General features: G+C 44.3%; 22 protein-coding genes and 1 pseudogene. 11 read left to right on the top strand and 12 right to left on the bottom strand.

Features of this window, described 5'->3' with window-relative positions; genetic code table 11:
* Positions 1 to 210: 210 nt before the first annotated feature.
* Together bcaP and QA442_RS17320 are read left to right on the top strand one after the other, a co-directional pair.
* Complete coding sequence (gene bcaP, locus QA442_RS17325) at positions 211 to 1,608, top strand: branched-chain amino acid transporter BcaP (protein WP_003245791.1); 1,398 nt, start codon at positions 211 to 213, stop codon at positions 1,606 to 1,608.
* Between the two features lie 122 nt (positions 1,609 to 1,730).
* A complete protein-coding gene (locus QA442_RS17320; RefSeq protein WP_014663352.1) occupies positions 1,731 to 3,086 on the top strand; it encodes a sodium-dependent transporter in 1,356 nt (451 codons plus the stop codon).
* 36 nt (positions 3,087 to 3,122) lie between these two features.
* Here QA442_RS17320 and pdxR read toward each other — a convergent pair.
* Positions 3,123 to 4,531 (bottom strand): annotated as a pseudogene (pdxR, locus tag QA442_RS17315) (MocR-like pyridoxine biosynthesis transcription factor PdxR).
* 109 nt (positions 4,532 to 4,640) lie between these two features.
* Between pdxR and QA442_RS17310 the strand changes: the two are divergent.
* Positions 4,641 to 5,069 carry a GNAT family N-acetyltransferase gene (locus QA442_RS17310; RefSeq protein ID WP_040083604.1) on the top strand — a complete coding sequence of 143 codons (429 nt, stop codon included), beginning with the start codon at positions 4,641 to 4,643 and terminating at the stop codon, positions 5,067 to 5,069.
* Positions 5,070 to 5,101: 32 nt separating this feature from the next.
* Here QA442_RS17310 and QA442_RS17305 read toward each other — a convergent pair whose 3' ends face one another.
* Genes QA442_RS17305 through sigM form a run of 3 tightly spaced genes read right to left on the bottom strand, consistent with a single transcriptional unit; the run spans position 5,102 to position 6,937 of the window.
* A complete protein-coding gene (locus QA442_RS17305) occupies positions 5,102 to 5,392 on the bottom strand; it encodes an anti-sigma-M factor (protein ID WP_003233341.1) in 291 nt (96 codons plus the stop codon).
* On the bottom strand, positions 5,380 to 6,456 hold the full coding sequence (locus tag QA442_RS17300) for an anti-sigma factor (protein ID WP_082033029.1): 1,077 nt from the start codon (positions 6,454 to 6,456) through the stop codon (positions 5,380 to 5,382). Before QA442_RS17300 ends, QA442_RS17305 begins: the two co-directional genes overlap by 13 nt.
* Positions 6,446 to 6,937 (bottom strand): RNA polymerase sigma factor SigM, encoded by a 492-nt coding sequence (sigM, locus tag QA442_RS17295; protein WP_095432727.1) that lies wholly within the window; start codon positions 6,935 to 6,937, stop codon positions 6,446 to 6,448. Before sigM ends, QA442_RS17300 begins: the two co-directional genes overlap by 11 nt.
* 196 nt (positions 6,938 to 7,133) lie before the next feature.
* On the opposite strand from sigM, the gene akrN reads away from it, so the two are divergent.
* Positions 7,134 to 8,129: an aldo/keto reductase AkrN gene (akrN, locus tag QA442_RS17290; protein WP_071580743.1), complete on the top strand. Its 996-nt coding sequence runs from the start codon at positions 7,134 to 7,136 to the stop codon at positions 8,127 to 8,129.
* A gap of 134 nt (positions 8,130 to 8,263) precedes the next feature.
* Positions 8,264 to 8,863, top strand: coding sequence for a 1-acylglycerol-3-phosphate O-acyltransferase (locus QA442_RS17285; protein WP_014663357.1), 600 nt, complete (start codon positions 8,264 to 8,266; stop codon positions 8,861 to 8,863).
* A gap of 58 nt (positions 8,864 to 8,921) precedes the next feature.
* On the opposite strand, the gene QA442_RS17280 is transcribed toward QA442_RS17285, so the two are convergent.
* Positions 8,922 to 10,256 (bottom strand): hemolysin family protein, encoded by a 1,335-nt coding sequence (locus tag QA442_RS17280; RefSeq protein WP_040083600.1) that lies wholly within the window; start codon positions 10,254 to 10,256, stop codon positions 8,922 to 8,924.
* Positions 10,257 to 10,316: 60 nt separating this feature from the next.
* Positions 10,317 to 10,748 (bottom strand): Cu(I)-responsive transcriptional regulator, encoded by a 432-nt coding sequence (gene cueR, locus QA442_RS17275; protein WP_040083818.1) that lies wholly within the window; start codon positions 10,746 to 10,748, stop codon positions 10,317 to 10,319.
* Between the two features lie 157 nt (positions 10,749 to 10,905).
* Between cueR and QA442_RS17270 the strand changes: the two genes are divergently transcribed.
* Together QA442_RS17270 and QA442_RS17265 are read left to right on the top strand one after the other, a co-directional pair.
* The gene (locus QA442_RS17270; protein ID WP_095432726.1) at positions 10,906 to 12,087 is read left to right on the top strand and encodes a pyridoxal phosphate-dependent aminotransferase; all 1,182 of its coding nucleotides are present in this window, start codon (positions 10,906 to 10,908) and stop codon (positions 12,085 to 12,087) included.
* 332 nt (positions 12,088 to 12,419) lie between these two features.
* Positions 12,420 to 13,805 (top strand): hemolysin family protein, encoded by a 1,386-nt coding sequence (locus QA442_RS17265; RefSeq protein ID WP_095432725.1) that lies wholly within the window; start codon positions 12,420 to 12,422, stop codon positions 13,803 to 13,805.
* A gap of 13 nt (positions 13,806 to 13,818) precedes the next feature.
* On the opposite strand, the gene crcB is transcribed toward QA442_RS17265, so the two are convergent.
* From crcB to QA442_RS17250, 3 genes are read right to left on the bottom strand one after another with little or no spacing between them, the layout of a single operon-like run.
* On the bottom strand, positions 13,819 to 14,175 hold the full coding sequence (gene crcB, locus QA442_RS17260; RefSeq protein WP_014663362.1) for a fluoride efflux transporter CrcB: 357 nt from the start codon (positions 14,173 to 14,175) through the stop codon (positions 13,819 to 13,821).
* Positions 14,172 to 14,567: a fluoride efflux transporter FluC gene (locus QA442_RS17255; protein ID WP_014663363.1), complete on the bottom strand. Its 396-nt coding sequence runs from the start codon at positions 14,565 to 14,567 to the stop codon at positions 14,172 to 14,174. Before QA442_RS17255 ends, crcB begins: the two co-directional genes overlap by 4 nt.
* A complete protein-coding gene (locus QA442_RS17250; protein ID WP_095432724.1) occupies positions 14,554 to 15,285 on the bottom strand; it encodes a glycerophosphodiester phosphodiesterase in 732 nt (243 codons plus the stop codon). Before QA442_RS17250 ends, QA442_RS17255 begins: the two co-directional genes overlap by 14 nt.
* Before the next feature lie 233 nt (positions 15,286 to 15,518).
* Here QA442_RS17250 and QA442_RS17245 point away from each other — a divergent pair, with 233 nt between their 5' ends.
* The 3 genes from QA442_RS17245 (at position 15,519) to srtN (ending at position 17,705) form a co-directional block, all read left to right on the top strand.
* A complete protein-coding gene (locus QA442_RS17245; protein WP_009966908.1) occupies positions 15,519 to 15,626 on the top strand; it encodes a YhdX family protein in 108 nt (35 codons plus the stop codon).
* A gap of 150 nt (positions 15,627 to 15,776) precedes the next feature.
* Positions 15,777 to 16,892, top strand: a complete 1,116-nt coding sequence (gene mscY / locus QA442_RS17240) for a small-conductance mechanosensitive channel protein MscY (protein WP_095432723.1) — start codon at positions 15,777 to 15,779, stop codon at positions 16,890 to 16,892.
* A 69-nt stretch (positions 16,893 to 16,961) separates the two neighbouring features.
* A complete protein-coding gene (gene srtN, locus QA442_RS17235; RefSeq protein ID WP_095432722.1) occupies positions 16,962 to 17,705 on the top strand; it encodes a sirtuin NAD-dependent deacetylase in 744 nt (247 codons plus the stop codon).
* Between the two features lie 23 nt (positions 17,706 to 17,728).
* Here srtN and QA442_RS17230 read toward each other — a convergent pair whose 3' ends face one another.
* Positions 17,729 to 18,577, bottom strand: coding sequence for a polysaccharide deacetylase family protein (locus tag QA442_RS17230; RefSeq protein ID WP_014663367.1), 849 nt, complete (start codon positions 18,575 to 18,577; stop codon positions 17,729 to 17,731).
* 284 nt (positions 18,578 to 18,861) lie between these two features.
* On the opposite strand from QA442_RS17230, the gene dat reads away from it, so the two are divergent.
* Positions 18,862 to 19,710, top strand: coding sequence for a D-amino-acid transaminase (gene dat / locus QA442_RS17225; protein ID WP_095432721.1), 849 nt, complete (start codon positions 18,862 to 18,864; stop codon positions 19,708 to 19,710).
* Between the two features lie 41 nt (positions 19,711 to 19,751).
* Here the strand turns inward: dat and nhaC are convergent, their stop codons facing one another.
* Together nhaC and QA442_RS17215 are read right to left on the bottom strand one after the other, a co-directional pair.
* Positions 19,752 to 21,113 carry a Na+/H+ antiporter NhaC gene (gene nhaC / locus QA442_RS17220; protein WP_095432720.1) on the bottom strand — a complete coding sequence of 454 codons (1,362 nt, stop codon included), beginning with the start codon at positions 21,111 to 21,113 and terminating at the stop codon, positions 19,752 to 19,754.
* 126 nt (positions 21,114 to 21,239) lie between these two features.
* Entirely contained in the window at positions 21,240 to 21,740 is a 501-nt protein-coding gene (locus QA442_RS17215; RefSeq protein ID WP_014663370.1) for a universal stress protein, read from the bottom strand.
* Positions 21,741 to 21,873: the final 133 nt, after the last annotated feature.

Here is a 21,873-nt window from a genome sequence, read left to right as displayed (position 1 = left end):
GTTAGAAATTGGAAAATAAAAAATTTGTCGATTTTTCTAACAATTTTGTTTTCATTTTTGCAATTTTATATATAATATTGAGTAGGAGAAAGGAATGATTCACGACCAGTACAAATATAGTAGAAAAACAGAAAAATGACCATTGCCGCTCATGAATTCAGAAAATTCAAATAAAATATATAAAAATAGATGATCGGGAGTTGAAGGGGAATGAAAGGGAGCGTATTTAGGAAGAAAAGCATTCAGGATTTAATCGCTGCGACGAGCGGTGAAAAGTCTTTAAAAAGAGAATTAGGGGCGTTCGATTTAACGTTGCTTGGAATCGGCGCCATTATTGGTACAGGAATTTTTGTTCTGACGGGAACAGGCGCAGTCACGGCAGGTCCCGGACTGACCATTTCATTTGTTGTGGCGGCGCTGGCTTGTTTATTCGCCGCCCTGTCTTACGCGGAGTTTGCGTCAAGTGTGCCTGTTTCAGGTTCGGTGTATACATTCACTTATGCGACATTGGGAGAGCTTATGGCCTTTATTATCGGGTGGGATTTAATTTTAGAATACATGCTGGCGGTAAGTGCAGTGTCGGTCGGCTGGTCTGGTTATTTCCAATCATTTTTATCAGGGCTCGGCATTCATCTTCCGGTTGCTTTAACAGCGGCACCGGGCGCAGTGAAAGGCACCTTTACTCTGTTTAATCTTCCTGCATTCGTCATTGTAATGGCGATCACATATTTGCTTTATTTAGGCATCAAAGAATCAAAAAGAGTCAACAATATCATGGTTATCTTGAAGATACTGGTTGTTCTGCTGTTTATCGCGGTGGCAGCCGTTTACGTGAAGCCGCACAACTGGCAGCCGTTTATGCCAATGGGCTTTGGCGGCGTATTCAGTGCAGCGGCGCTCGTATTCTTTGCTTTTATCGGATTTGACGCTGTATCCTCTGCTGCGGAAGAGACGAAAAATCCCGCAAAGGATCTGCCTAAAGGCATTATTTTCTCTTTACTGGTTTGCACGATTTTATATGTCACCGTATCAGCAATCATGACTGGGGTTATCCCGTTTGCTCAATTTGCGGGTGTGGATCATCCGGTTTCTCTTGTTCTTCAAAGCGCAGGGCAAAACTGGGTGGCTGGCATCATTGATATTGGCGCCGTGCTGGGAATGACAACAGTTATGCTCGTGATGCTTTACGGGCAGACCCGCGTCATGTTTGCCATGTCGCGTGACGGACTTGTGCCGGGCTCACTTTCTAAAGTGCATCCAAAGCACAAAACACCTTATGTAGCCACTTGGTTTTTCGGAACGATGTCGGCGCTTCTCGGCTCACTTGTTCCGCTGGATGAACTTGCAAAGCTGGTAAACATCGGGACGTTGTCGGCATTTGTCCTGATTTCTGTGGCAGTTATCGTTTTGAGAAAGAAACAGCCTGATCTTCCGAGAGCTTTTAAATGCCCGGGAGTTCCCGTGATCCCAGGCCTGGCGATTCTGTTCTGCCTGTTCTTGATTTTAAATCTGGGATGGGTGACGATTGTCCGCTTCCTGGTGTGGCTGTTAATCGGCTTGGTCATCTATTTTCTGTATTCAAGAAAGCATTCAAAATTAAATCAATAAATAACCTTTTGATAAAGAGAGCGGCCATACAGGCCGCTCTCTTTTCTGTTCTTGGCAAATGAATCTATAGAAATGAAGACAAAAATAAGAGATAATATAGGCTGGAAAGGAAGTGACGTTTATTGTCTGAGCAAAAACCAGTCCAATGGGCTTCGAAAATTGGTTTCGTCATGGCAGCGGCCGGCTCGGCTATCGGCTTGGGCGCGATTTGGAAGTTCCCTTACGTAGCGGGGACCAATGGGGGAGGAGCCTTTTTTCTTATCTTCGTGTTATTTACCATCCTCTTAGGCTATCCGCTTTTGGTGGGGGAATTTATTTTTGGAAGACGGAACCAGACGAATGCCATTGATGCATATAAAAAAGAAGCGCCGCGATCAGCTTGGTTTCTTACCGGGTGGATCGGTGTAGCCGCGTGTTTCTTAGTGCTGTCGTTTTACAGTGTAATCGGGGGATGGATTTTGCTGTATATCGTAAAAACAGCGTCAGGCTCACTGTCCGGGCTTTCCCAAGCACAGTATGGCGCTCTTTTTGCTTCTATTATCCAAAATCCGGTGCAGACGCTCACGGCTCAGCTTGTTTTTATGGTACTGACTGTCATCGTTGTCGCCAGAGGGGTTCAAAAAGGGATTGAACGGGTCAGCGCGGTGATAATGCCGATTTTGTTTTTGTTGTTTATTCTGCTTGTTCTCCGGTCTCTTACGCTTAATGGTGGAATGGAAGGCGTAAAGTTTCTGCTTGTGCCACATTTCAGCGATCTGACTCCGGAATCTATATTATTCGCTCTGGGACAGGCTTTCTTTACGTTAACATTGGGGGTATCGGTGATGGTGACCTATAGCTCTTATTTGCCGAAAACACAAAATATCCCTCGTTCAGCAGCCTCCATTGTCTTGATGAATATCATTGTGACACTCTTGGCAGGTTTGGCTATTTTTCCGGCGGTTTTCTCATTCGGTTTTCAGCCGAATGAAGGACCGACACTGCTGTTTACAGTGCTTCCAGCCGTTTTTGAACAGCTGCCGTTTGGCACGTTGTTTTTTATCGGCTTTCTCGTTGCATTTTTATTTGCGGCCTTAACCTCAGCATTTTCGATGGTTGAAATTATTGTCGCCACAATCGGAAAAGGGGACGAAAAGAAGAGGAAAAAACTGTCATGGACGAGCGGGCTTTTGATCTTTTTGGTCGGAATCCCATGCTGCTTGTCTTATGGCGTATTGAGTGATGTGCACCTATTTGGCAAAACGTTTTTTGATATTGCTGATTTTACCGTCAGCAATGTTTTAATGCCCTCAGGCGCTCTGTTAATTTCTCTTTTTATCCCGCTTAAAATTTCGAAGAGTGAGCTCTTGGCAGAAATGAGAAATGGATCAAATACAGGCAAAGCATTCTTTTACACATGGTTTTATTTGCTTCGTTTTATCGTGCCGCTTGCCATTATTATCGTGTTCTTAAATTTAATTGGAATTTTATCTTTTTAAAAAAACAGGCTCCGGGAATGGAGCCTGTTTTTTTATTTAATAAGATGATATCAACGGCGCCCATGCCGTTTTTAGTTTTTGGATGCCGAGCCTGATGTCCTCTTCTGACAAACCGCCATAACCGATTAAGACAGAAGCAAAAGGTGTTCGTTCTTTATATGAAGGGGAGACGGGATAGATGGTTACACCGTTGTTTGCGGCTGCTTTTATTGCTTCTTCCTCATTTGCTGGAAACAAAAGACGCAGCAGAATGTGAAGCCCTGAGTTTTTACCGAGAATCTCAACGGTGTTTCCTAGTTCAGAGCGGATGGCTTCTAACAGGACAGCGTGTTTTTTTCGGTATAGGCCTCTCATTCTATTTATGTGTTTTTGCCACTCTCCGGTTTCGATGAAGTCTGCCAGCGCGAATTGCGAGTGGGCAGAGACGGTTTGCTTCATTAACTGAGCGTTGTTTTTGATCGATTTCATGAGTTTAGGGGGCACAATCATGAAGCTAAGCCGCAAGGAAGGCAGAAGTGACTTTGAAAAAGTGCCAAGATATATGACTCTGCCATTCGGATCTAGGCCCTGTAAAGACGGAATGGGATGGCCGCTGTAGCGAAATTCCCCGTCATAATCATCCTCTATAATGAATGAATTTGATTTTGCTGCCCATGCAAGCAGCTCCTGTCTGCGGGTTATCGTCATGATGGTCCCAAGCGGAAACTGATGCGAAGGAGTCGTATACATGAAATAAGGATTCCGGCGGTAGAGCTCATCCGGCAGGACGCCTTCTGCATCAGTACAAATCGGAATGACATTCATGCGATTTGCTTCAAACATCCTTCTTGAACGGTGAAAGCCCGGTTCTTCAAAGCCGATTTTTGTACCTGGTTTTAGCATAAGGCAAAGAATTTGCAGAAGCACGGTGGTTCCTGCACCAATGATAATCTGGCCGGGATCGCAATTTACTCTCCGAGACAGCCTGACGAATCGGGCAATCGTGTGCCTGAGTTCGTGTTCTCCCTGAGGGTCACCAGAGGTGTGAAACGAATCGGAATAGCGATCCAGACTTTTTACTATGCTTTTTCTCCATGCGGTAAACGGGAAGTGGGCCGGATCAACATTGCCTTGATGGAAGTCAATAGCAGGTGCGTTCTTTTTATGTGAGCCAGGCTGTGCAGACTGCTGAAAATGGTCAGGAGCTGACGGAAAGTCTGGCTCTACTTCTGCCGCGAACCAACCGATTTTCGGCTTGCTTTTGACATAGCCCTCAGCAGTTAATTGCTCGTAAGCTCGTTCTATTGTTGCCGTGCTGACATCGAGCAAGCTGGAGAGCCTGCGTTTTGAAGGAAGTTTTGTTCCCTTTGTGATTCGCGCATGTGAAATCTCTTGTTTGAAAAAGGTATAGAGCTGCTCATACAGCGGTATTTGCTCTTTTTATCAAGAAACGGCGTGATATCCATCTCATGTCTCCTTTTTATCTGGCATGGTCATTTTTTCTGATATTGGCTATTTGGTAAATGCCATTTATTAGCTATGATCATTGTAACGAAAGGAAAGGGGATTGAGAAGATGATTCATATCAAACAATTAACCACGAAAGAAGAATGGGCTGAGTCGTATCCGGTCATGGGTGAATTGAGAACAGAACTAGATATCGAGACATATTTACAAAGGCTTGAAGCCTGTGTGCAGAAAGAATCGTATATGCTTTTTGCCTTATATGAAGATACAGAGATCAGAGCGCTGTGCGGCGCTCAGCCGAGGGTTTCCATTCATAAAGGAGAGCACTTGTGGGTTGCGGATCTAGTTACAACGGCACCTAGCCGATCAAAGGGATACGGCAAAATGCTTTTGGATTATGCCGCAGACTGGGCGAGTAAAGCCAGACTTGGCTTTGTCAGTCTTTCATCTGGCCTTCAGCGTAAAGACGCACATCGATTTTATACAGAAAAAATGGGTTTTGCTATAGAAAGCTATTTGTTCCGAAAACCGGTGTAAATGAAAAAAGACGCCTGAAAAGGCGTCTTTTTTTAAAAGCCAAACTGTAAATTTGTATCTACAGAAACAATGGTATACACACAAATAATCACAAAGAGATTAAGGATGACGCCGAGCAGGCCGGGGCCTGTGCGTCCTCTCTTGATGAAGAGTTCAACAACGCCGAACGGAACGGCAGCCATGGCGAACGGAAGCATTTGATAGGAATAAAACGTGACATTGCTGATAATCGCCAAATTCAGCAAGAGCAGGGACAGAACCGCTGTCCCGACAGAGATCCAGCCGAATACATTGTGTTCTTTAAAAATTCTTACCAGTTCCATAATTCCACCTCGCCGACATTCGCTGATTTTACAGATTTGTTTTTCAGCATCCGCTGGATTTCCTTGGTTGGTCCTGTAACGACCGAACCGTAAACATTGACACCGTTTTTCTCTACATAATCTAATCGGTTATCTACATTCAGGTCTTTGCGTTTTGAAATGACCTGAGCCCATTTTTCGTGTTTGGACATAAATTTCAGGGCGTTAATAAACTGATCGCCATTCGACTTGCCTTTTGTATTAAGGGCAGCCAAGAACTTTGAATCCTTTCCAGGATAGCCAAGAGGTTCTGTTGAAGCTGTCTTATTTGTGTTTTTCTCTGTTTCGATTGCGTTCCACAAAAAGCTCACATCATAGCCTTTGAATTTGTTATACACGTCTTTTGTCGGATATGCGCGGTCATATGAAAGGTAGACCTCGGATACCGTTCCTTCAGGCAATGTCTTTAATGTTTTTTCTGCTTTTGCGGTTGTTTGTTCAGACGTGTTTGAAGGGTGTGTGAAGTAATGGCCGGTTTTATTCGCTTCTAAGTCATAGTAGTTTACAGCCGGCGCTTTTACTTTGTTATAAAACATTTCAACCCGTTCATTCCCTACGGCAGCCGTCTTCGTGCCAATCTGCTTTTGCAGCGGGAATTCCGTATTCATGCCAAACAGCTTCACTTGGCTTTTCAGCCCGGAAGTATCAACAAGAACATTCGGCATGGTCAGGGCTACAGTGACGGCGGCGGTTTCCATAAACTCATTGCCGGTGCTGTGTTTTCCGCCCATCCCGTAATAGAGGTAGCTTCCCAGCGTGCAAAGCGGCAAAATCATCAATGTCGAAATGACGGCAAGCACAGAAATTCGCAAATAAGATTTGCGTTTGCCGTAGGCTAAAATCGCTTTTTGTTTTTCAGGACTGATGCTGATATCCCAATCGTTATCGTCCTCTAGCTCGCTGTCAATCAATTCCTGATATACTTCGAGCTTCTCAAGTTCTTCCTCAAATGCGTTCATTTCCTGGTCGCTCATTTCCCCATTTTTATATTGATCAAAACGCTTTTTAAATTCTTCATTCATCATTAACACCTCTATTATAAAGTGCTTTCAGCCGCTGTCTGGCACGAAATAAAACACTTTTAAAATTCGCCTCTGAAATATTCATAATATGGGATGCTTCTTTGTAATTTAACTCTTTTAAATAATATAACGTTAAGGCCTCCCGATAATTATCGGGGAGCTCGGACATATAACCAGTCAGCACTTCCTTTATCTCTACCTGATGGGCAGGGCTCTGAACAGCATTTTGAAAGAGGCTTCCGATTAAGTCATCAGAAATGGTTACTTCTTTCTTATGCTTTCTGACGTAATCAATGAAGGCGTTTCGCGCCACTTGAAAAAGCCAGGGCTTTACTTTGCTGTGATCATAGGAGTGAATGTGTATGTATGCCCGCATAAAGGTTTCCTGCAGCAAGTCTTCGGCAAGATGCTTGTCTTTTGTCATGGAGAGCAGGAACCTGTAAACATCATTCATGTATATTTGGTAAATTTCATCGATCGTCACTGCCTTTTCTCCCCTCTATGTTATACACGCATAAGAAAGGTTTAAAGTTGCACATTACATGCAAACGGCTTTTTTATACCTAATCAAACACCATTCCTATATAGTACCCAAAAATGGCCGCAAAAGATAGTGCGGAGAAATGTTTAACAATTTTTCCAGAGGGGAAAAGATAGTGAAAAAGTGAAGGAGTGGCACAATGGAATATACCAGTATCGCAGAAACAGGAATAGAAGCCTCCAGAATCGGCCTCGGCACATGGGCGATTGGAGGAACGATGTGGGGAGGCACTGACGAAAAAACATCGATTAAAACAATCCGCGCCGCTCTTGATCAGGGGATTACACTGATTGACACCGCGCCGGCTTACGGCTTCGGGCAGTCCGAGGAAATCGTCGGAAAGGCAATCAAGGAGTACGGCAAAAGAGACAAGGTAATTCTCGCAACCAAAACGGCTTTGGACTGGAAGAACAACCAGCTGTTCCGCCATGCGAACAGAGCGAGAATTGTAGAGGAAGTTGAGGATTCTTTAAAACGGCTTCAAACAGATTATATTGACCTTTATCAGGTGCATTGGCCTGATCCGCTTGTGCCAATTGAAGAAACAGCGGAAGTCATGAAGGAATTATATGATGCGGGAAAAATCCGGGCGATTGGCGTAAGCAATTTTTCGATTGAGCAAATGGATACATTTCGCGCCGTTGCACCCCTCCATACGATTCAGCCTCCTTATAATTTGTTTGAAAGAGAAATGGAAGAGAATGTTCTTCCGTATGCGAGAGATCACAAGGTGACAACCTTATTATACGGCAGTTTATGCAGAGGGCTGTTAACAGGCAAAATGACTGAAGAATATACATTTGAGAGCGATGATCTGCGTAATCACGATCCAAAATTCCAGAAGCCCCGCTTTAAAGAGTATCTTTCTGCTGTGAATCAATTGGATAAGCTGGCGAAGACTCGTTATGGAAAATCAGTGATTCACTTGGCTGTCAGATGGATCTTAGACCAGCCGGGAGCGGATGTCGCTCTTTGGGGGGCAAGGAAGCCTGAGCAGCTTGAGGCGCTATCTGAGATTACAGGCTGGACGCTGAATAGTGAAGATCAGAAAGATATCAATACCATATTGGAAAATACAATTTCAGACCCAGTCGGACCGGAGTTTATGGCCCCGCCGACCAGAGAGGAAATATAACAAAAGCTGAGGGCGAATCCTCAGCTTTTTGGCGTTTTAACGGGAGAAATCTTAAAAATTAGTACCAGGTAATAAAAAATATTGTTATAATAGATGACAGAAAGAATCATTGATTACGACAAAGGAAGTGCGATATGTATAAGTTTTGTGCAAATGCTTTAAAAGTTATTCTTTCTCTTCGCGGAGGAGTGAAGGTGTATAACAAAGAAAACCTTCCGGCCGATTCAGGTTTTGTCATCGCGTGTACACATTCCGGCTGGGTTGATGTGATTACACTCGGAGTCGGGATTCTTCCTTATCAAATACACTACATGGCGAAAAAAGAGCTTTTTCAAAATAAATGGATCGGTTCGTTTCTGCAGAAAATTCATGCCTTTCCGGTAGATCGGGAAAATCCCGGGCCAAGCAGTATTAAAACACCGATTAAGCTGCTGAAAGAAGGAGAGATTGTCGGTATCTTCCCAAGCGGAACAAGAACCTCTGAGGACGTGCCTTTGAAAAGAGGTGCGGTGACAATTGCGCAAATGGGGAAAGCGCCGCTTGTTCCTGCTGCATATCAGGGCCCTTCAAGCGGAAAAGAATTGTTCAAAAAAGGAAAAATGAAGCTGATTATCGGTGAGCCTCTTCACCAGGCTGATTTTGCCCACCTGCCGTCAAAGGAAAGACTTGCAGCAATGACAGAGGCTTTGAATCAGCGGATTAAAGAATTAGAGAATAAACTTGATCAGCTATAAGGCGTTAGCCTGAAACTGTGAAAATAAGAAAAGCACCTTTTATAAGGTGCTTTTCTTATTATGCTTCCTGCTGGTTAGCAGTCTCGAGAAGTTCTTCTTCTTGAAGCTTTTTCACTTCAATATATGCGACGTGGTGGCCGTCAATTTCATTAATGATGAATTCGCAGCCTTCTTCGATGATAGAATCATCTTTTTCAACATCGTATTTTTGAGTAAGGAACCAGCCGCCGATTGTATCGACTTCTTCGTTCTCTAAATGAATGCCGAGCAGGTCGTTTACTTGGTCAATTAGCACTTTTCCGTCAAGAATATAATGGCCTTCGCCGATTTTGCGGATTTCGCTAATTTCATCAATATCAAATTCATCGCGAATTTCACCGACAATTTCCTCGATGATGTCCTCAACCGTTACAAGCCCGGCAGTGCCGCCGTATTCATCAGACAAGATGGCCATGTGGACCCTCTCTTTTTGCATTTTGACAAGCAGGTCTTGGATCGGCGCAGATTCAATGACATGAATGATCGGATTGACGAATTCAGAAATGGTCGAATCAACAGATACCTCGCCGCTGATGCAGGCGGTCAGCACTTCTTTTATGTTAATAACCCCGATAATGTTATCTTTATCGCCCTCTTCCACAGGGTAGCGGGTATATTTTTCGATCTGAATGATATCCATCATTTCAGAAATCTTGATATCATGCGGAAGGCTGACAATTTCGGTCCGCGGAATCATAATTTCTTTCGCGAGCCTGTCGTCAAATTCAAAGATTTTATTTACATATTTAAACTCTGACTGGTTGATTTCACCGCTTTTATAGCTTTCAGACAAAATGATTCGCAGCTCTTCTTCAGAGTGAGCCAGTTCGTTTTCTGAAACGGTCTCCAGGCCAAATGCTTTTGTCAATAACCGTGCGGAATTGTTCAAAAGCCAAATGAACGGGAACATAATGCGGTAAAACCAAATCAGCGGTTTCGCAAACAGCATAGACACTGCTTCCGCCTTTTGGATAGCGACTGTCTTAGGTGCAAGTTCTCCAACAACAACGTGCAGGAACGTGATAATGGCATACGCAAAAATAAACGATATGACATGTGAAAGGGAACCTGGAACGTTCAATTTTACGAAAAGCGGGTGAAGCAGCCTTTCAATCGTTGATTCACCTAAGACCCCTAATCCGATGGAAGTCAGTGTAATTCCGAGCTGACACGCAGATAAATATTCATCAAGATGCGTGGTCACTTTTTTTACGGCTATTGCTGCTTTATTTCCTTCCGCGATCAGCTGATCGATCCGTGAGCCTCTGATTCTGATAATGGCAAACTCAGATGCCACGAAAAATGCCGTCAGGGCGATTAAAACAGCAACTAAAATCAAATTCACTATGTCCAATTAGAACCTTCACTCTAGCAATGAGAATGAAGGTAACACCTCCTGTTAGATAAAATGGTTTTAACTTAACAGCAGCATTAATGATTGGAACACGGCGAGCTTTTCAGGCGGGAGCTTGCTTTTCAGCTTGTCACGATCCTCAGGCTTCAGCCGTTCAAACCGATGCAAGATTCCGGAGATGTTTTGATTCATATGATCAATTTCTAATGCCAGATTTCCAATTTCATCATTAAGTTTAGCTGAAGAGGGAAACTGGTTCTCCAGTCGATCTTTAATATCGGACAGGGCCAATCGCTGCTTCTTGCAATCTACAATAAATATAAGCCGTTTGAGTGCATTTTCGTCGTAGTAACGGTAATTTGAACAGGATCTGGCCGGCGTAAGCAGACCGAGATTCGTATAATAATCAACTGTCCGTTTCGTTACTCCGGCGAGCGCCGCTAGTTCACTGATGCGATAAGTCTCAGCCCCATCTATATCCCTCCCAACCATCACGTTATAGTTATGAGAATAGTTTAATATATGAACGGTGTCTTGCACAAGTTTATTGTTTTTTCCTAGATGGGAATTGGAAGTTGTGGAATTCATGATCTGATTGAAGTAACATAAAAAGATAGAATTTTCAAATGATGATACACGGAAGGGACAGATGAAATTGGCTGGGTTATCCCGGGAAGTTAAAGAAAACTTAAATAAAGGATCATGGATTCGCAAGCTGTTTGATGAAGGTGCAAGGCTGAAGAAAGAGTTCGGGGAGGAACAGGTATTTGATTTTTCACTCGGCAACCCGATTGTTGAACCTCCTGAAGCTTTTAAGAGAGCGTTAATAGCGGAAGCTGAAAAAGGCAGCCACGGATACATACAAAACCAAGGTCTTCCGGCAGCGAGAGAAAAAGTCGCGCAATTTCTGGGGTCACGTTTTGAAGCTGATTTCCTAGCGGAGCGCATCGTCATGACGGTGGGCGCGGGCGGCGCTTTGAATGTTGCGTTAAAAAGCATCATAAACCCTGGGGAAGAAGTCATTATTCTCGCACCTTATTTTGCCGAATATAAGTTGTATATTGAGAACTATGGGGGCAAGGCCGTCAGCTGCCCGTTGACAGACCGGTTCGAGATCGACATTGAAGCGGTAAGGCAATCGATCACCCCGCAGACAAAAGGGCTGATTCTCAATACACCGCATAACCCGACAGGCACTGTTCTCAGCCAGAAAAATATAGACGATTTAGGTGCTTTATTAAAAGAAATAGAAGAAAAAAACGGCCAGACGATTTATGTGCTGTTTGATGAACCGTATAGTCAATTAATCTATGATGAAGAGCTGGCAAATCCGTTTCAATCGTATCATCGTGTGATTTTGGCCAGCTCATTCAGTAAGGATCTCGGCATAGCCGGGGAGCGGCTCGGGTATATCGGATTAGACAGCCGAATGCCGAATGCGGACCTTTTGATCAACGCTTTTGTGTATTGTAATCGAACGCTTGGATTTGTGAATGCCCCTGTTATGATGCAGCGGACTGTGGCACGAATGGATGATTTAAGAGTAGACGCAAGCGCGTATAAGGAGCGCCGGGATTTAATGGTAGATATTTTAAAAGAAGCCGGTTTTGAATTTGAAATGCCAAAGGGAGGCTTCTTTGTTTTTCCGAAATCGCCGATTGAAGATGAAGTCGCATTTTGTGTGCATGCCGCCCAAAAATACAAATTATTAATTGTGCCGAGCAGCGGTTTTGGAATGAGCGGGCATTTCCGTTTATCCTTCAGTGTGCCGATCGAGCAGATTAAAAACTCACGGGATATTTTCATTTCTTTATATAAAGATTTTGCTTAAGAAGGCAAAGAAAGAGAAAACAGTTTTCCATGCTGTTTTCTTTTTTATATTCACGAAATCCTTACTTCTCCAATCCAGGCAGTCAGCAGAATTGACAAGCAGCGCGTGCAATTAAGGCTTTCTCTATAATAAAAGTCTAAAAATTAAAAAAACATTTTTGGAATGAGTTGTGTTACAATAAAATATACAATTTATAATCAAACTTTGACTTTTGGAGGTGGTATGATGGGGCCCTCTGCTTAGGCAACAATACACCGCGTACCTCAATGTTAAGGAAAAATGATTATATCAGGAGGTGACTCCTTATCCTTTAATAAGAGGGATAAGGTTAAATGGACGATATTGACAGTCTGATTTTAATTGGCGTGCTCATTGCTTTAACCGCGTTTTTCGTTGCAAGCGAGTTTGCGATTGTTAGAGTAAGGAGATCCAGAATAGATCAGCTTATCACAGAAGGAAACAAACGGGCGATACTCGCAAAGCGTGTCATTACAGATTTGGATGAATATTTATCCGCATCCCAGCTGGGCATTACATTGACATCAATTGGACTTGGCGTACTGGGTGAACCGGCCTTTGAACGGCTTCTGCATCCATTATTTGAACCGCTCGGCTTGCCGGACTCGGTTTCTCATGCAGTCTCTTTTGCAGTCGCGTATGGCTTGATCACATTCCTGCACGTCGTTGTAGGTGAACTGGCCCCGAAAACGGTCGCGATTCAAAAGGCAGAGCAGCTGACCTTGCTGATAGCGGGTCCTTTGCGTTTATTCTATTTGCTCCTGTTTCCGTTTATTTGGATCCTCAATGGATCGGCGCGGCTTTTATGCGGAATGTTCGGTTTAAAGCCTGCGTCAGAACATGACGGTTCCCATTCTGAGGAAGAACTCAGGATGCTATTGTCTGAGAGTTTAAAAAACGGAGAGATTAATCCGTCTGAATATAAATATGTGAATAAGATTTTTGAATTTGATAATCGGATCGCGAAAGAAATTATGATACCGCGGAAGGAAATGGCCGCGGTCTCCACAGAGATGACGATGGCTGAAATGCTTGAAGTCATGCTGAAGGAAAAATACACGCGCTGGCCAGTCACAGCTGGGGACAAAGACAGTGTGATCGGTTTGGTCAATACGAAGCATTTGTTTTCTGATTTGCTGTTTATGACAGAAGAAGAACGAATGAAGATGACGATCCATCCGTATGTGCGGCCGGTCATCGAAGTGATTGAAACGATCCCGGTTCATGATTTGCTGATTAAGATGCAGCGCGAGCGCATTCATATGGCTATATTGTCTGATGAATACGGAGGAACCTCGGGACTTGTGACGACAGAGGATATTCTTGAGGAAATTGTCGGCGAGATCAGAGATGAATTTGATGAAGATGAACAGCCGCTGATCCAAAAGCTTGGCGACGGCCATTATGTGATGGATGGAAAGGTTCGGATCGATCAGGTGAATAGCCTTCTTGGCGCGTCGATTCAAGAAGACGTCGATACGATCGGCGGATTGATATTAAAAGAAAACATCGATATTGAGGCTGGTGAATCCATTCGCATCGGTTCATATACGATAAAGGTGCTGAAGATGGACGGCCGATTAATCAAGCAAATCGATATAAAAGGAGAAGCCGGCAGCACAACAGGGATTATGGCGCACCGCAAGCTGCCGCTGCCCGAGCCTGTGATGCTGAACAGTGCAACCTTGAGCGAGAAATAAGCTCAAGGTTTTTTTACATTGCGATTGTCCAGCCGCACCAAAACGCCAAAAGCGACCCGCAAAGTGTCAGGGCGATGTACAGGAGGCTTTCCATTACACGTTTGGCCATTAGGAGTTGAACACTTTCAACGCTGAAAGTGGAAAAGGTCGTAAAGGCGCCAAAAAAACCCGTTCCGATGATAAGCGAAACCGAAGCATTTGTAACGTGAAGCCCTGTAAATATTCCGAGCCCGAGAGCTCCGAGAATATTGACTGTCAGTATGCCAATGGGCAGGCTGAGACCTTTGGCTCTGGCGGTTATCACATTGCCAAGCCAGAAGCGAAGCATGGCGCCAAGTCCGCCCCCTATGAAAATACCCGCTAGTGTCATCTTTCCTGCAGCCCCTTTCTTTGCTGAATGTCTGCTATGCGCCGTCCTGCAAAAACACCAATCAGTGCAAATATGATCCCTGATATCAATGAGATTGCCAGATACAAAACAGCCAGTGAGGGTTGTCCTTGCAAAAGCATCACTGTTTCCTTAGAAAACGTGGACATTGTTGTGAAGCCTCCGCAAAAGCCGGTGCCTAACAAAGCTGACAGCAGAGGGCGTTTTGCCCCAATCATAAAAAATCCGGTTAGAATGCCTAATAGAAGGCTGCCTGCCGCATTTTCCAGCCAGGTTGCCGCAGGGAACTGACCGGTGTGTATCCATAAGTTTAATCCGTATCGGAGGCAGGCGCCAAGCGCGCCTCCGATAAAAACCGCGCTATATCTTTTCATGTTTGCCATCCTTTATGATCAAATCCGGGTAATCTGTAACGATGCCGTCCACGCCCATGGCTCGTAATTTTGCCGCTGTCTTTTCATTGTTGACAGTCCATGCAAATATGTTTAAGCCGCTTTTATGGACGGAACCAATCATCATACGGTTGAGCCGTGTGTATTTTATATTGACATAGTTTGCAAAAGAGCGGAAGGCCCTCAGCTGATTTCTGGACAGCATGCCAAAATTGGGTCTTGTAATGACCGCTGTCGGAATCGATGGATAAAGCTCGCGGAACCTCTGAACGGAACGTAACTGAAAGGATTGGACAATATTGTTGATAGAAAAAGAAAATTGCCCTAACAGCTGTCCCACCTCTTCTTCAATTCCAACTTGAGACGGATGGCCTTTTAGCTCAATTAAAAGGCCGATTTTTTTGTGGTAGCGCTTGAGCACCGCTTCCAGGGTCGGAATACGCTCACCTTGAAAAGCGGGGCCGTACCAGCTTCCTGCATCGAGTTTCTGCAATTCCTCCAAGGTAAAATCCTTAACAAAGCCCGACCCGTTTGTCGTTCGGTCAACTCTGTCATCGTGTATCACAACAATCTGCCTGTCTTTTGTAAGCTGGACATCCAGTTCAATCATATCTGCATTCATTTTCACCGCAAGGTCAAATGCGGCAATCGTATTTTCCGGAGCGTAACCTGATGCTCCGCGATGGGCAATGGTGTACAAGCTAAGTCAGCTCCTCGTATGGGCATTTCTGTTATTGTATCAAATCCATATATGCACAGCGATACAAAGTGGTGAATTTTTTCTGCCATATCGGAATGGTCCGGGCTGAGGAATGCGTATAACTAAAAAAAGACATTCAGCGTATCAGAACACATTTCGTCAGAAAATTAGGTCTTTCGACATGTTCACAACAAAATATGATCCTTTATAATAGCAAAAAAGGAGGCGAGATCATGGGAAAAGGGAGAATCAGAGTGGAGGAAAGAATTAAAGCCGAAACGGATGCTGAAATGCAAAAAGCAACTCTCCTTGATCAGACACAAACGAAAAAAGGTAAGTGACTGTCCCTATTGAATCTGGCTGATAGATGAATTGAGAAATGACCCCGGCGTTTCGCCGGGGTTTTGTGCTTGAAAAAAGACATTTAAATAAGCATCATTACGAATATTTTAGTATAATAAACAATCGATTGGGATAGAGGGGAGACAGTCATGCCAGATTATTTGCAGCAGTATTTTACGCTTGATAACATCATACAAATCGGCATCAGCTTGGCGATTTTGCTGGTGTTTCTTATACTCAGAAAATTGTTCACGAGATATTTCTTTAACCTGCTTTTTAATTTGACAAACCGGCCGAAAACAGAAATTTTTAAACAGGTGGTACTGGCGTTTGATAAGCCGGCCAGATGGTTTTTTGTTGCCCTTGGGCTGTTTTTAGCGATCCGGTATTCACCGTTTTTTGACGAGCAAATGCCTGTCATCAGCAAAATATACCGTTCGCTGATTGTGGCGCTCTTGTCCTGGGGGCTTTGTAATTTGACCGCAACGTCGTCGTTTATCTTCCATAAGGTGAATCAGCGCTTCGATTTGGACATGGATGACATTTTGGCGCCGTTTTTATCCAAGCTGCTCCGTTTTGTGATCATAGCGCTCAGTGTCAGTGTGATCGCTCAGGAATTCAATTATGATGTCAACGGATTTGTAGCGGGCCTTGGTCTTGGCGGACTGGCTTTTGCGCTTGCTGCAAAGGATACCATCAGCAACTTCTTTGGCGGTATTATTATTATTACTGAAAAGCCGTTTACGATTGGTGACTGGGTGGAGACGTCGACGGTAACAGGGTCAGTCGAGGATATTACCTTTAGGAGCACGAGATTCAGAACAGCACAGGGGGCGCTTGTAACAGTGCCGAACTCTACGCTGTCGATGGAAGCGATCACGAACTGGACAAGAATGACCAAACGTCAGATTACGTTTTCCATCCATGTGTCCTACGCTACGCCGATTGAGAATCTTGAACGTTCCATTCGTTCTCTCAGAACAATGCTGCTGGAGCATGAAGGCGTTGATAATGAAACAATCATGGTCAACTTTGATACGTTTGCCGACAGCTACTATAGTTTATTTTTTAATTTCTATACAAAAACGACGGTTTGGGCTGAAAACCTTGATATTCGAGAGGACATCAACTATAAAATTATTGATATTTTAGGTGCGGAAGGCGTCCAGTTTGCATATCCCGGCCAAATGGTTGTTGTAAAGCAAAAGCACGAAAGCGACCCATTCCAAGTGAATCTAAATAAAGAGGAAAAGGAACGGGCTTAAAAGAGAGACTTCGTCTGACAGAGGCGGAGTCTTTTTCATGGTAAAATAAGAGAAAAAGGCGGTGTTGAGTTGGAAGCATTCAAAAAAATTCTAAATGAAGCACAGAGAATTGTCGTGCTGACTGGAGCGGGGATGAGCACAGAATCAGGAATTCCAGACTTTCGTTCAGCAGGGGGCATTTGGACGGAGGATGCCTCAAGAATGGAAGCGATGAGCCTTGATTATTTTTTAAGCCATCCGCGTCTGTTTTGGCCCAAATTCAAAGAATTGTTCCAGATGAAAATGAGCGGCAGCTTCGAACCGAATGAAGGGCATTTGCTTCTAGCTGAGCTCGAGAAACAAGGGAAGCAGGTCGATATTTTCACGCAAAACATTGACGGTCTTCATAAAAAAGCCGGGAGCAGGCATGTATACGAGCTGCATGGTTCTATCCAGACAGCAGCTTGTCCGGCATGCGGCGCCCGATATGACCTTCCTCATTTACTGGAGCGGGAGGTGCCGGAGTGCACGGCCGCCGGAAGTAATGGTGACATTTGCGGAAGGGTATTAAAAACCGATGTTGTTCTCTTTGGCGATGCCGTCTTGCACTTTGACACCCTTTATGAAAAGCTGGATCAAGCAGATCTTTTATTGGTTATCGGCACGTCTCTCGAAGTAGCTCCGGCGAGATTTGTGCCTGAGGATGCAAGCCTGATTCCCGGCATGAAGAAAGTCATCATAAACCTTGAACCAACGTATTGTGACAGCCTGTTTGACATGGTCATCCATCAAAAAATCGGCGAGTTTGCCCGAAGTTTGGGCATAAAAAAGTGAGCCGCCTTATGCGCCTCACTTTTTTATTCATGAACAGGAACCATTGTGTCCTCTAACACTCCGAAGGAATAGCCCTTTTCTTTTAATTTATTGATTAGCACCGGCAGCGCGTTTACGGTAGCGGGAAGGTCATGCATGAGAATTACGTTTGGGCGGCTTGAAGAGCTGTGTTCCATATTCTCAAGCTGCTGTAATACAGCGGTCACATACTGTGAATTCCGGTATTTCCAGTCCATGCTGTCGATCGTCCAATCCCAGTACACAAACCCCTCTTTCTCCAGGTTGCGGATTTGTGGGGCGGTTAGTGACGGCTTGCTTCCGTATGGCGTTCTGACAAGATCGGTTTTATATCCTGTAATGTCTTGCAGCGTGTCACGCGCCTCCTGCATTTCTTTTAACGGAGATGTCTCTGTTTGATAGAACAATCTGTTATTATGAGTCACGCCATGTAAACCGAGTGCGTGGCCTTCCTTTTCTGCTCTTTTCACCGCCTGCTTGAATTCATTCATCCGCGGTGAAAGCATGAAAAATGTCGCTTTTACATCAGCGCTTTTCAGTACATCGAGCAAGCGGGTTGTAACGGCTGACGGGCCGTCATCGAAGGTTAAGTAAACTGTTTTATCTCCCATGTTCTGCTTTGTCTGCAGATGTTTTATCAGCAGGTCAGGGGAGTCGTTTTTCAGCTTAAGGCTTTCCTTCTCATCTCGAAGCTGGCCGTTTGTTGTGACAGTGACTTCCTTTGCTTTCGTTGAACTGTTGGAATAACCCAAAATCACCATAAGCAAAAGCAGCACACATAAAACTGCTAAACTTGCAAATTTAAAAGCAAGCGAAACTGCAGAAGGAGAAGCTTCTCCTCTCGTTTGTCGCATAACAATCTCTCCATTGGCATAAAATCTCTACATAATGCTGTACAGCAGGCAGCTTATGAAGATGCCATATGATTACAACCTATGTATTACCAATTAAGTATACAGGAATAAAACTGGAAAGAACATAGAAAATTTGTCGAAATATCAGATTTTAAGGAAAAAATAAACTCCTTTCCGCTATAGATCTCTTGATCTTTCTGTTTTTCAGCATGTCCAATATGATAGAATTAGTGACAATGACAGCTTGAAATACATCAGGGAAATCTCGAAAAGGGAGGGCTTTTATGAAGGTTTTAGTCAATGGCCGGCTGATTGGGCGCAGTGAAGCATCGATCGATTTGGAAGATCGCGGTTACCAGTTTGGTGACGGCATCTATGAAGTGATCAGGGTGTACAAAGGAGTATTGTTTGGATTACGTGAGCATGCAGAGCGTTTTTTCAGAAGTGCGGCTGAAATCGGAATTTCACTGCCGTTCAGCATTGAAGATCTCGAGTGGGACCTGCAAAAGCTTGTACAGGAAAATGCGGTCAGTGAGGGAGCGGTATACATCCAGACAACTAGAGGCGTGGCCCCGCGAAAACATCAATATGAAGCAGGCCTTGAGCCGCAAACCACTGCTTACACGTTTGCTGTGAAAAAACCGGAGCAAGAGCAGGCATACGGAGTGGCGGCCATTACAGATGAGGATCTTCGCTGGCTAAGATGCGATATCAAAAGTCTGAATTTACTGTATAATGTGATGGCGAAGCAAAAGGCCTATGAAGCGGGAGCCTTTGAAGCCATTTTACTGAGGGACGGCGTTGTTACGGAGGGCACATCCTCTAACGTTTATGCCGTTATCAACGGGACGGTGCGAACACATCCGGCTAACCGACTCATTCTCAATGGAATTACCCGGATGAATATTTTAGGACTGATTGAAAAGAATGGGATCAAACTGGATGAAAATCCTGTCAGTGAAGAAGAGTTGAAACAGGCGGAAGAGATCTTTATTTCGTCAACGACGGCAGAAATTATTCCGGTCGTGACGCTAGATGGACAATCGGTCGGAAGCGGGAAACCCGGACCAGTGACAAAACAGCTTCAGGCTGCTTTTCAAGAAAGCATTCAGCAGGCTGCAAGCATTTCATAAAACAACGAAAAAAAGAGCCCGCTATTGCAGCGGAGCTCTTTTTATTTTTTCACAAATCCAATCAAAATGGAGATCATTGGCGATATATAGAGGAAGAACGCAAAAGGGAAGTAGTCTATGACGGGAACACCAAGCGCGCTCGCCATAAAAGCGCCGCTGACGCCCCAAGGGATTAACGGGTTAATTAATGTTCCGCCGTCCTCTAATGATCTTGTCAAAAGTTTTCTCTGGATGTTTTGTTTGTCATATAAGGATTTAAATGATTGTCCCGGTATTAATATCGATAAATACTGTTCGCCGGTTGCCAAATTGACGCCGATGCTTGAGCAGACAGTTGCCGCAACAAGACGGCCTTTTGAACGGATGCCTTTCATGACGCCTTCCAATAGTGCTGAAATCAATCCGATTTTCTCCATCAATCCGCCTAGTGCAAAAGCAATCATAATAAGAGAGACTGAGCCCATCATGGATTGCAGTCCGCCTCTGTTGATAATTTTAGCGGCTGCCTCATTGTCAGTGTCAAAACTCGTGCCATTTTGCAGAGCTGTCATAAACGCCTGCAGGCTGCTGTCGGGTACAAATATAGCAGTCAAAATTCCCGAGGAAATAATTCCGGCAGCCAGAACGGGAATGACTGATACCCGTTTAATTGCCAGCAAAACGACTAAGAGCGGGGAAAGAAGGGCCCACGGTGTCACGTTTGCGGCATCTTTGATTGCGGTTATGACTTGTTGAATATCATCGGTTGAAGCAGCGTCCACTGACACTGATGAACCGAGAAAATAAAACAGAACGACAGTGATGAGCAAAGCTGGAATGGTTGTGCCTGTCATATGGCGAATGTGTTCGAAGATCGGTATTTCGCCTATTCCGGCGGCAAAGTTGGTTGTGTCCGACAGCGGCGACATTTTATCACCAAAACAAGCGCCGCATATGACTGCGCCTGCCGTCCATTCAAGCGGGACGCCTGCCGCGCTCGCCACGCCAATCAGTGCTACTCCGATTGTGCTTACAGTTGTCAGGCTTGAGCCAACAAGTGTGCTGATGATCATGCATGAAAATAAAGCGGTCAGCAGAAGGTGGCTTGGTTCAATAAAGGATAGGGCATACACCGTCACAGACGGTATTGCGCCGCTGTACATCCATGCGCCGATTAAGATGCCGATCAGCGCCAGAACGATAATCGGCTGTACGCCGTTTTTGATCCCGTCTACAATCCCTTTTTCAATACTCTTCCAGGAAAATCCGAACCATAATCCAGCTGCTGAAAGCGTGACAACACATAAAAACAGCGGGATATGCGGTTCCACGTGAAGAAAAAATAAGCAAGAAATAATAATGCATAACATAAATATAAATAAACCGACGGCTAACGGAAACGTCAGCTTTTTTTGAGAATCCAAAATAACACCCCATAATTATCTTTAATGCTTTTGTGCTTTTGGGCACGAAAGCATTATAACAGAAAAAAACGAAAATCTATGTTTTTTCACAATTATGAATATAAAAGAAGTGAGCACAGGGCGTGCTCACTTTACAATCAGGACGGGTATATCCGATTTCGCTGAAAGCTTTTCACTTACACTTCCGAATATTAATTTTTTCAGCCTGTTTTGGTCTCTGCTTCCGGTTACGATCATATCGGCAGAAATGCGGTTCGCATGCTCGATAATTGATTCAGCCGGATCGCCTTCTAATATATCGATATCTCCATCTGCCTGCTGTTCATTCAGCATCATTCTGGCTTCGGCGACGACTTCTTCCGTACGGTCTTCATAGATGATTGGTTCAGGTGAAGCAACATCTGATATCAGCGGATCGGGAACACCTGTCATGCCTCCGCTGATATAGCTTGCCTCAGCTGCGGGTCTGGGCGGGTCGATGACGGTCTGATTGTCTTTCATATCATGTGAATGGGCGACGGTAATAGCGGCATTTACGGTTTTAGCAAGATCAATAGCTGTCTGAAGCGCTTTCTTACTATTTTCACTTCCGTCAAACGCAACGATGATACGGTCAGCATGGAACATCCTTCTCACCCTTTCAAAGCGTCTTACAACACTACTACCCGAAATTGAACCCCATTAACCCTTTCCTATTCAAGTAATGATTGACAAAAAAAGGTTTTGTTTATATGATGATAAAAAGATGAAATCAGAATGG

This window comes from Bacillus stercoris, assembly GCF_029772985.1.
Taxonomy (GTDB): domain Bacteria; phylum Bacillota; class Bacilli; order Bacillales; family Bacillaceae; genus Bacillus; species Bacillus stercoris.
This window is presented reverse-complemented; position numbering and strand designations above follow the sequence as displayed.

Bases quoted from the DNA above. Each gene is read 5' to 3' on its own strand.
- bcaP (WP_003245791.1), top strand. From the start codon at position 211: ATGAAAGGGAGCGTATTTAGGAAGAAAAGCATTCAGGATTTAATCGCT.
- QA442_RS17310 (WP_040083604.1), top strand. From the start codon at position 4,641: ATGATTCATATCAAACAATTAACCACGAAAGAAGAATGGGCTGAGTCG.
- QA442_RS17305 (WP_003233341.1), bottom strand. From the start codon at position 5,392: ATGGAACTGGTAAGAATTTTTAAAGAACACAATGTATTCGGCTGGATC.
- QA442_RS17300 (WP_082033029.1), bottom strand. From the start codon at position 6,456: ATGATGAATGAAGAATTTAAAAAGCGTTTTGATCAATATAAAAATGGG.
- akrN (WP_071580743.1), top strand. From the start codon at position 7,134: ATGGAATATACCAGTATCGCAGAAACAGGAATAGAAGCCTCCAGAATC.
- QA442_RS17285 (WP_014663357.1), top strand. From the start codon at position 8,264: ATGTATAAGTTTTGTGCAAATGCTTTAAAAGTTATTCTTTCTCTTCGC.
- cueR (WP_040083818.1), bottom strand. From the start codon at position 10,748: ATGGTTGGGAGGGATATAGATGGGGCTGAGACTTATCGCATCAGTGAA.
- QA442_RS17270 (WP_095432726.1), top strand. From the start codon at position 10,906: ATGAAATTGGCTGGGTTATCCCGGGAAGTTAAAGAAAACTTAAATAAA.
- QA442_RS17265 (WP_095432725.1), top strand. From the start codon at position 12,420: ATGGACGATATTGACAGTCTGATTTTAATTGGCGTGCTCATTGCTTTA.
- crcB (WP_014663362.1), bottom strand. From the start codon at position 14,175: ATGACACTAGCGGGTATTTTCATAGGGGGCGGACTTGGCGCCATGCTT.
- QA442_RS17255 (WP_014663363.1), bottom strand. From the start codon at position 14,567: ATGAAAAGATATAGCGCGGTTTTTATCGGAGGCGCGCTTGGCGCCTGC.
- QA442_RS17245 (WP_009966908.1), top strand. From the start codon at position 15,519: ATGGGAAAAGGGAGAATCAGAGTGGAGGAAAGAATTAAAGCCGAAACG.
- mscY (WP_095432723.1), top strand. From the start codon at position 15,777: ATGCCAGATTATTTGCAGCAGTATTTTACGCTTGATAACATCATACAA.
- QA442_RS17230 (WP_014663367.1), bottom strand. From the start codon at position 18,577: ATGCGACAAACGAGAGGAGAAGCTTCTCCTTCTGCAGTTTCGCTTGCT.
- dat (WP_095432721.1), top strand. From the start codon at position 18,862: ATGAAGGTTTTAGTCAATGGCCGGCTGATTGGGCGCAGTGAAGCATCG.
- QA442_RS17215 (WP_014663370.1), bottom strand. From the start codon at position 21,740: ATGTTCCATGCTGACCGTATCATCGTTGCGTTTGACGGAAGTGAAAAT.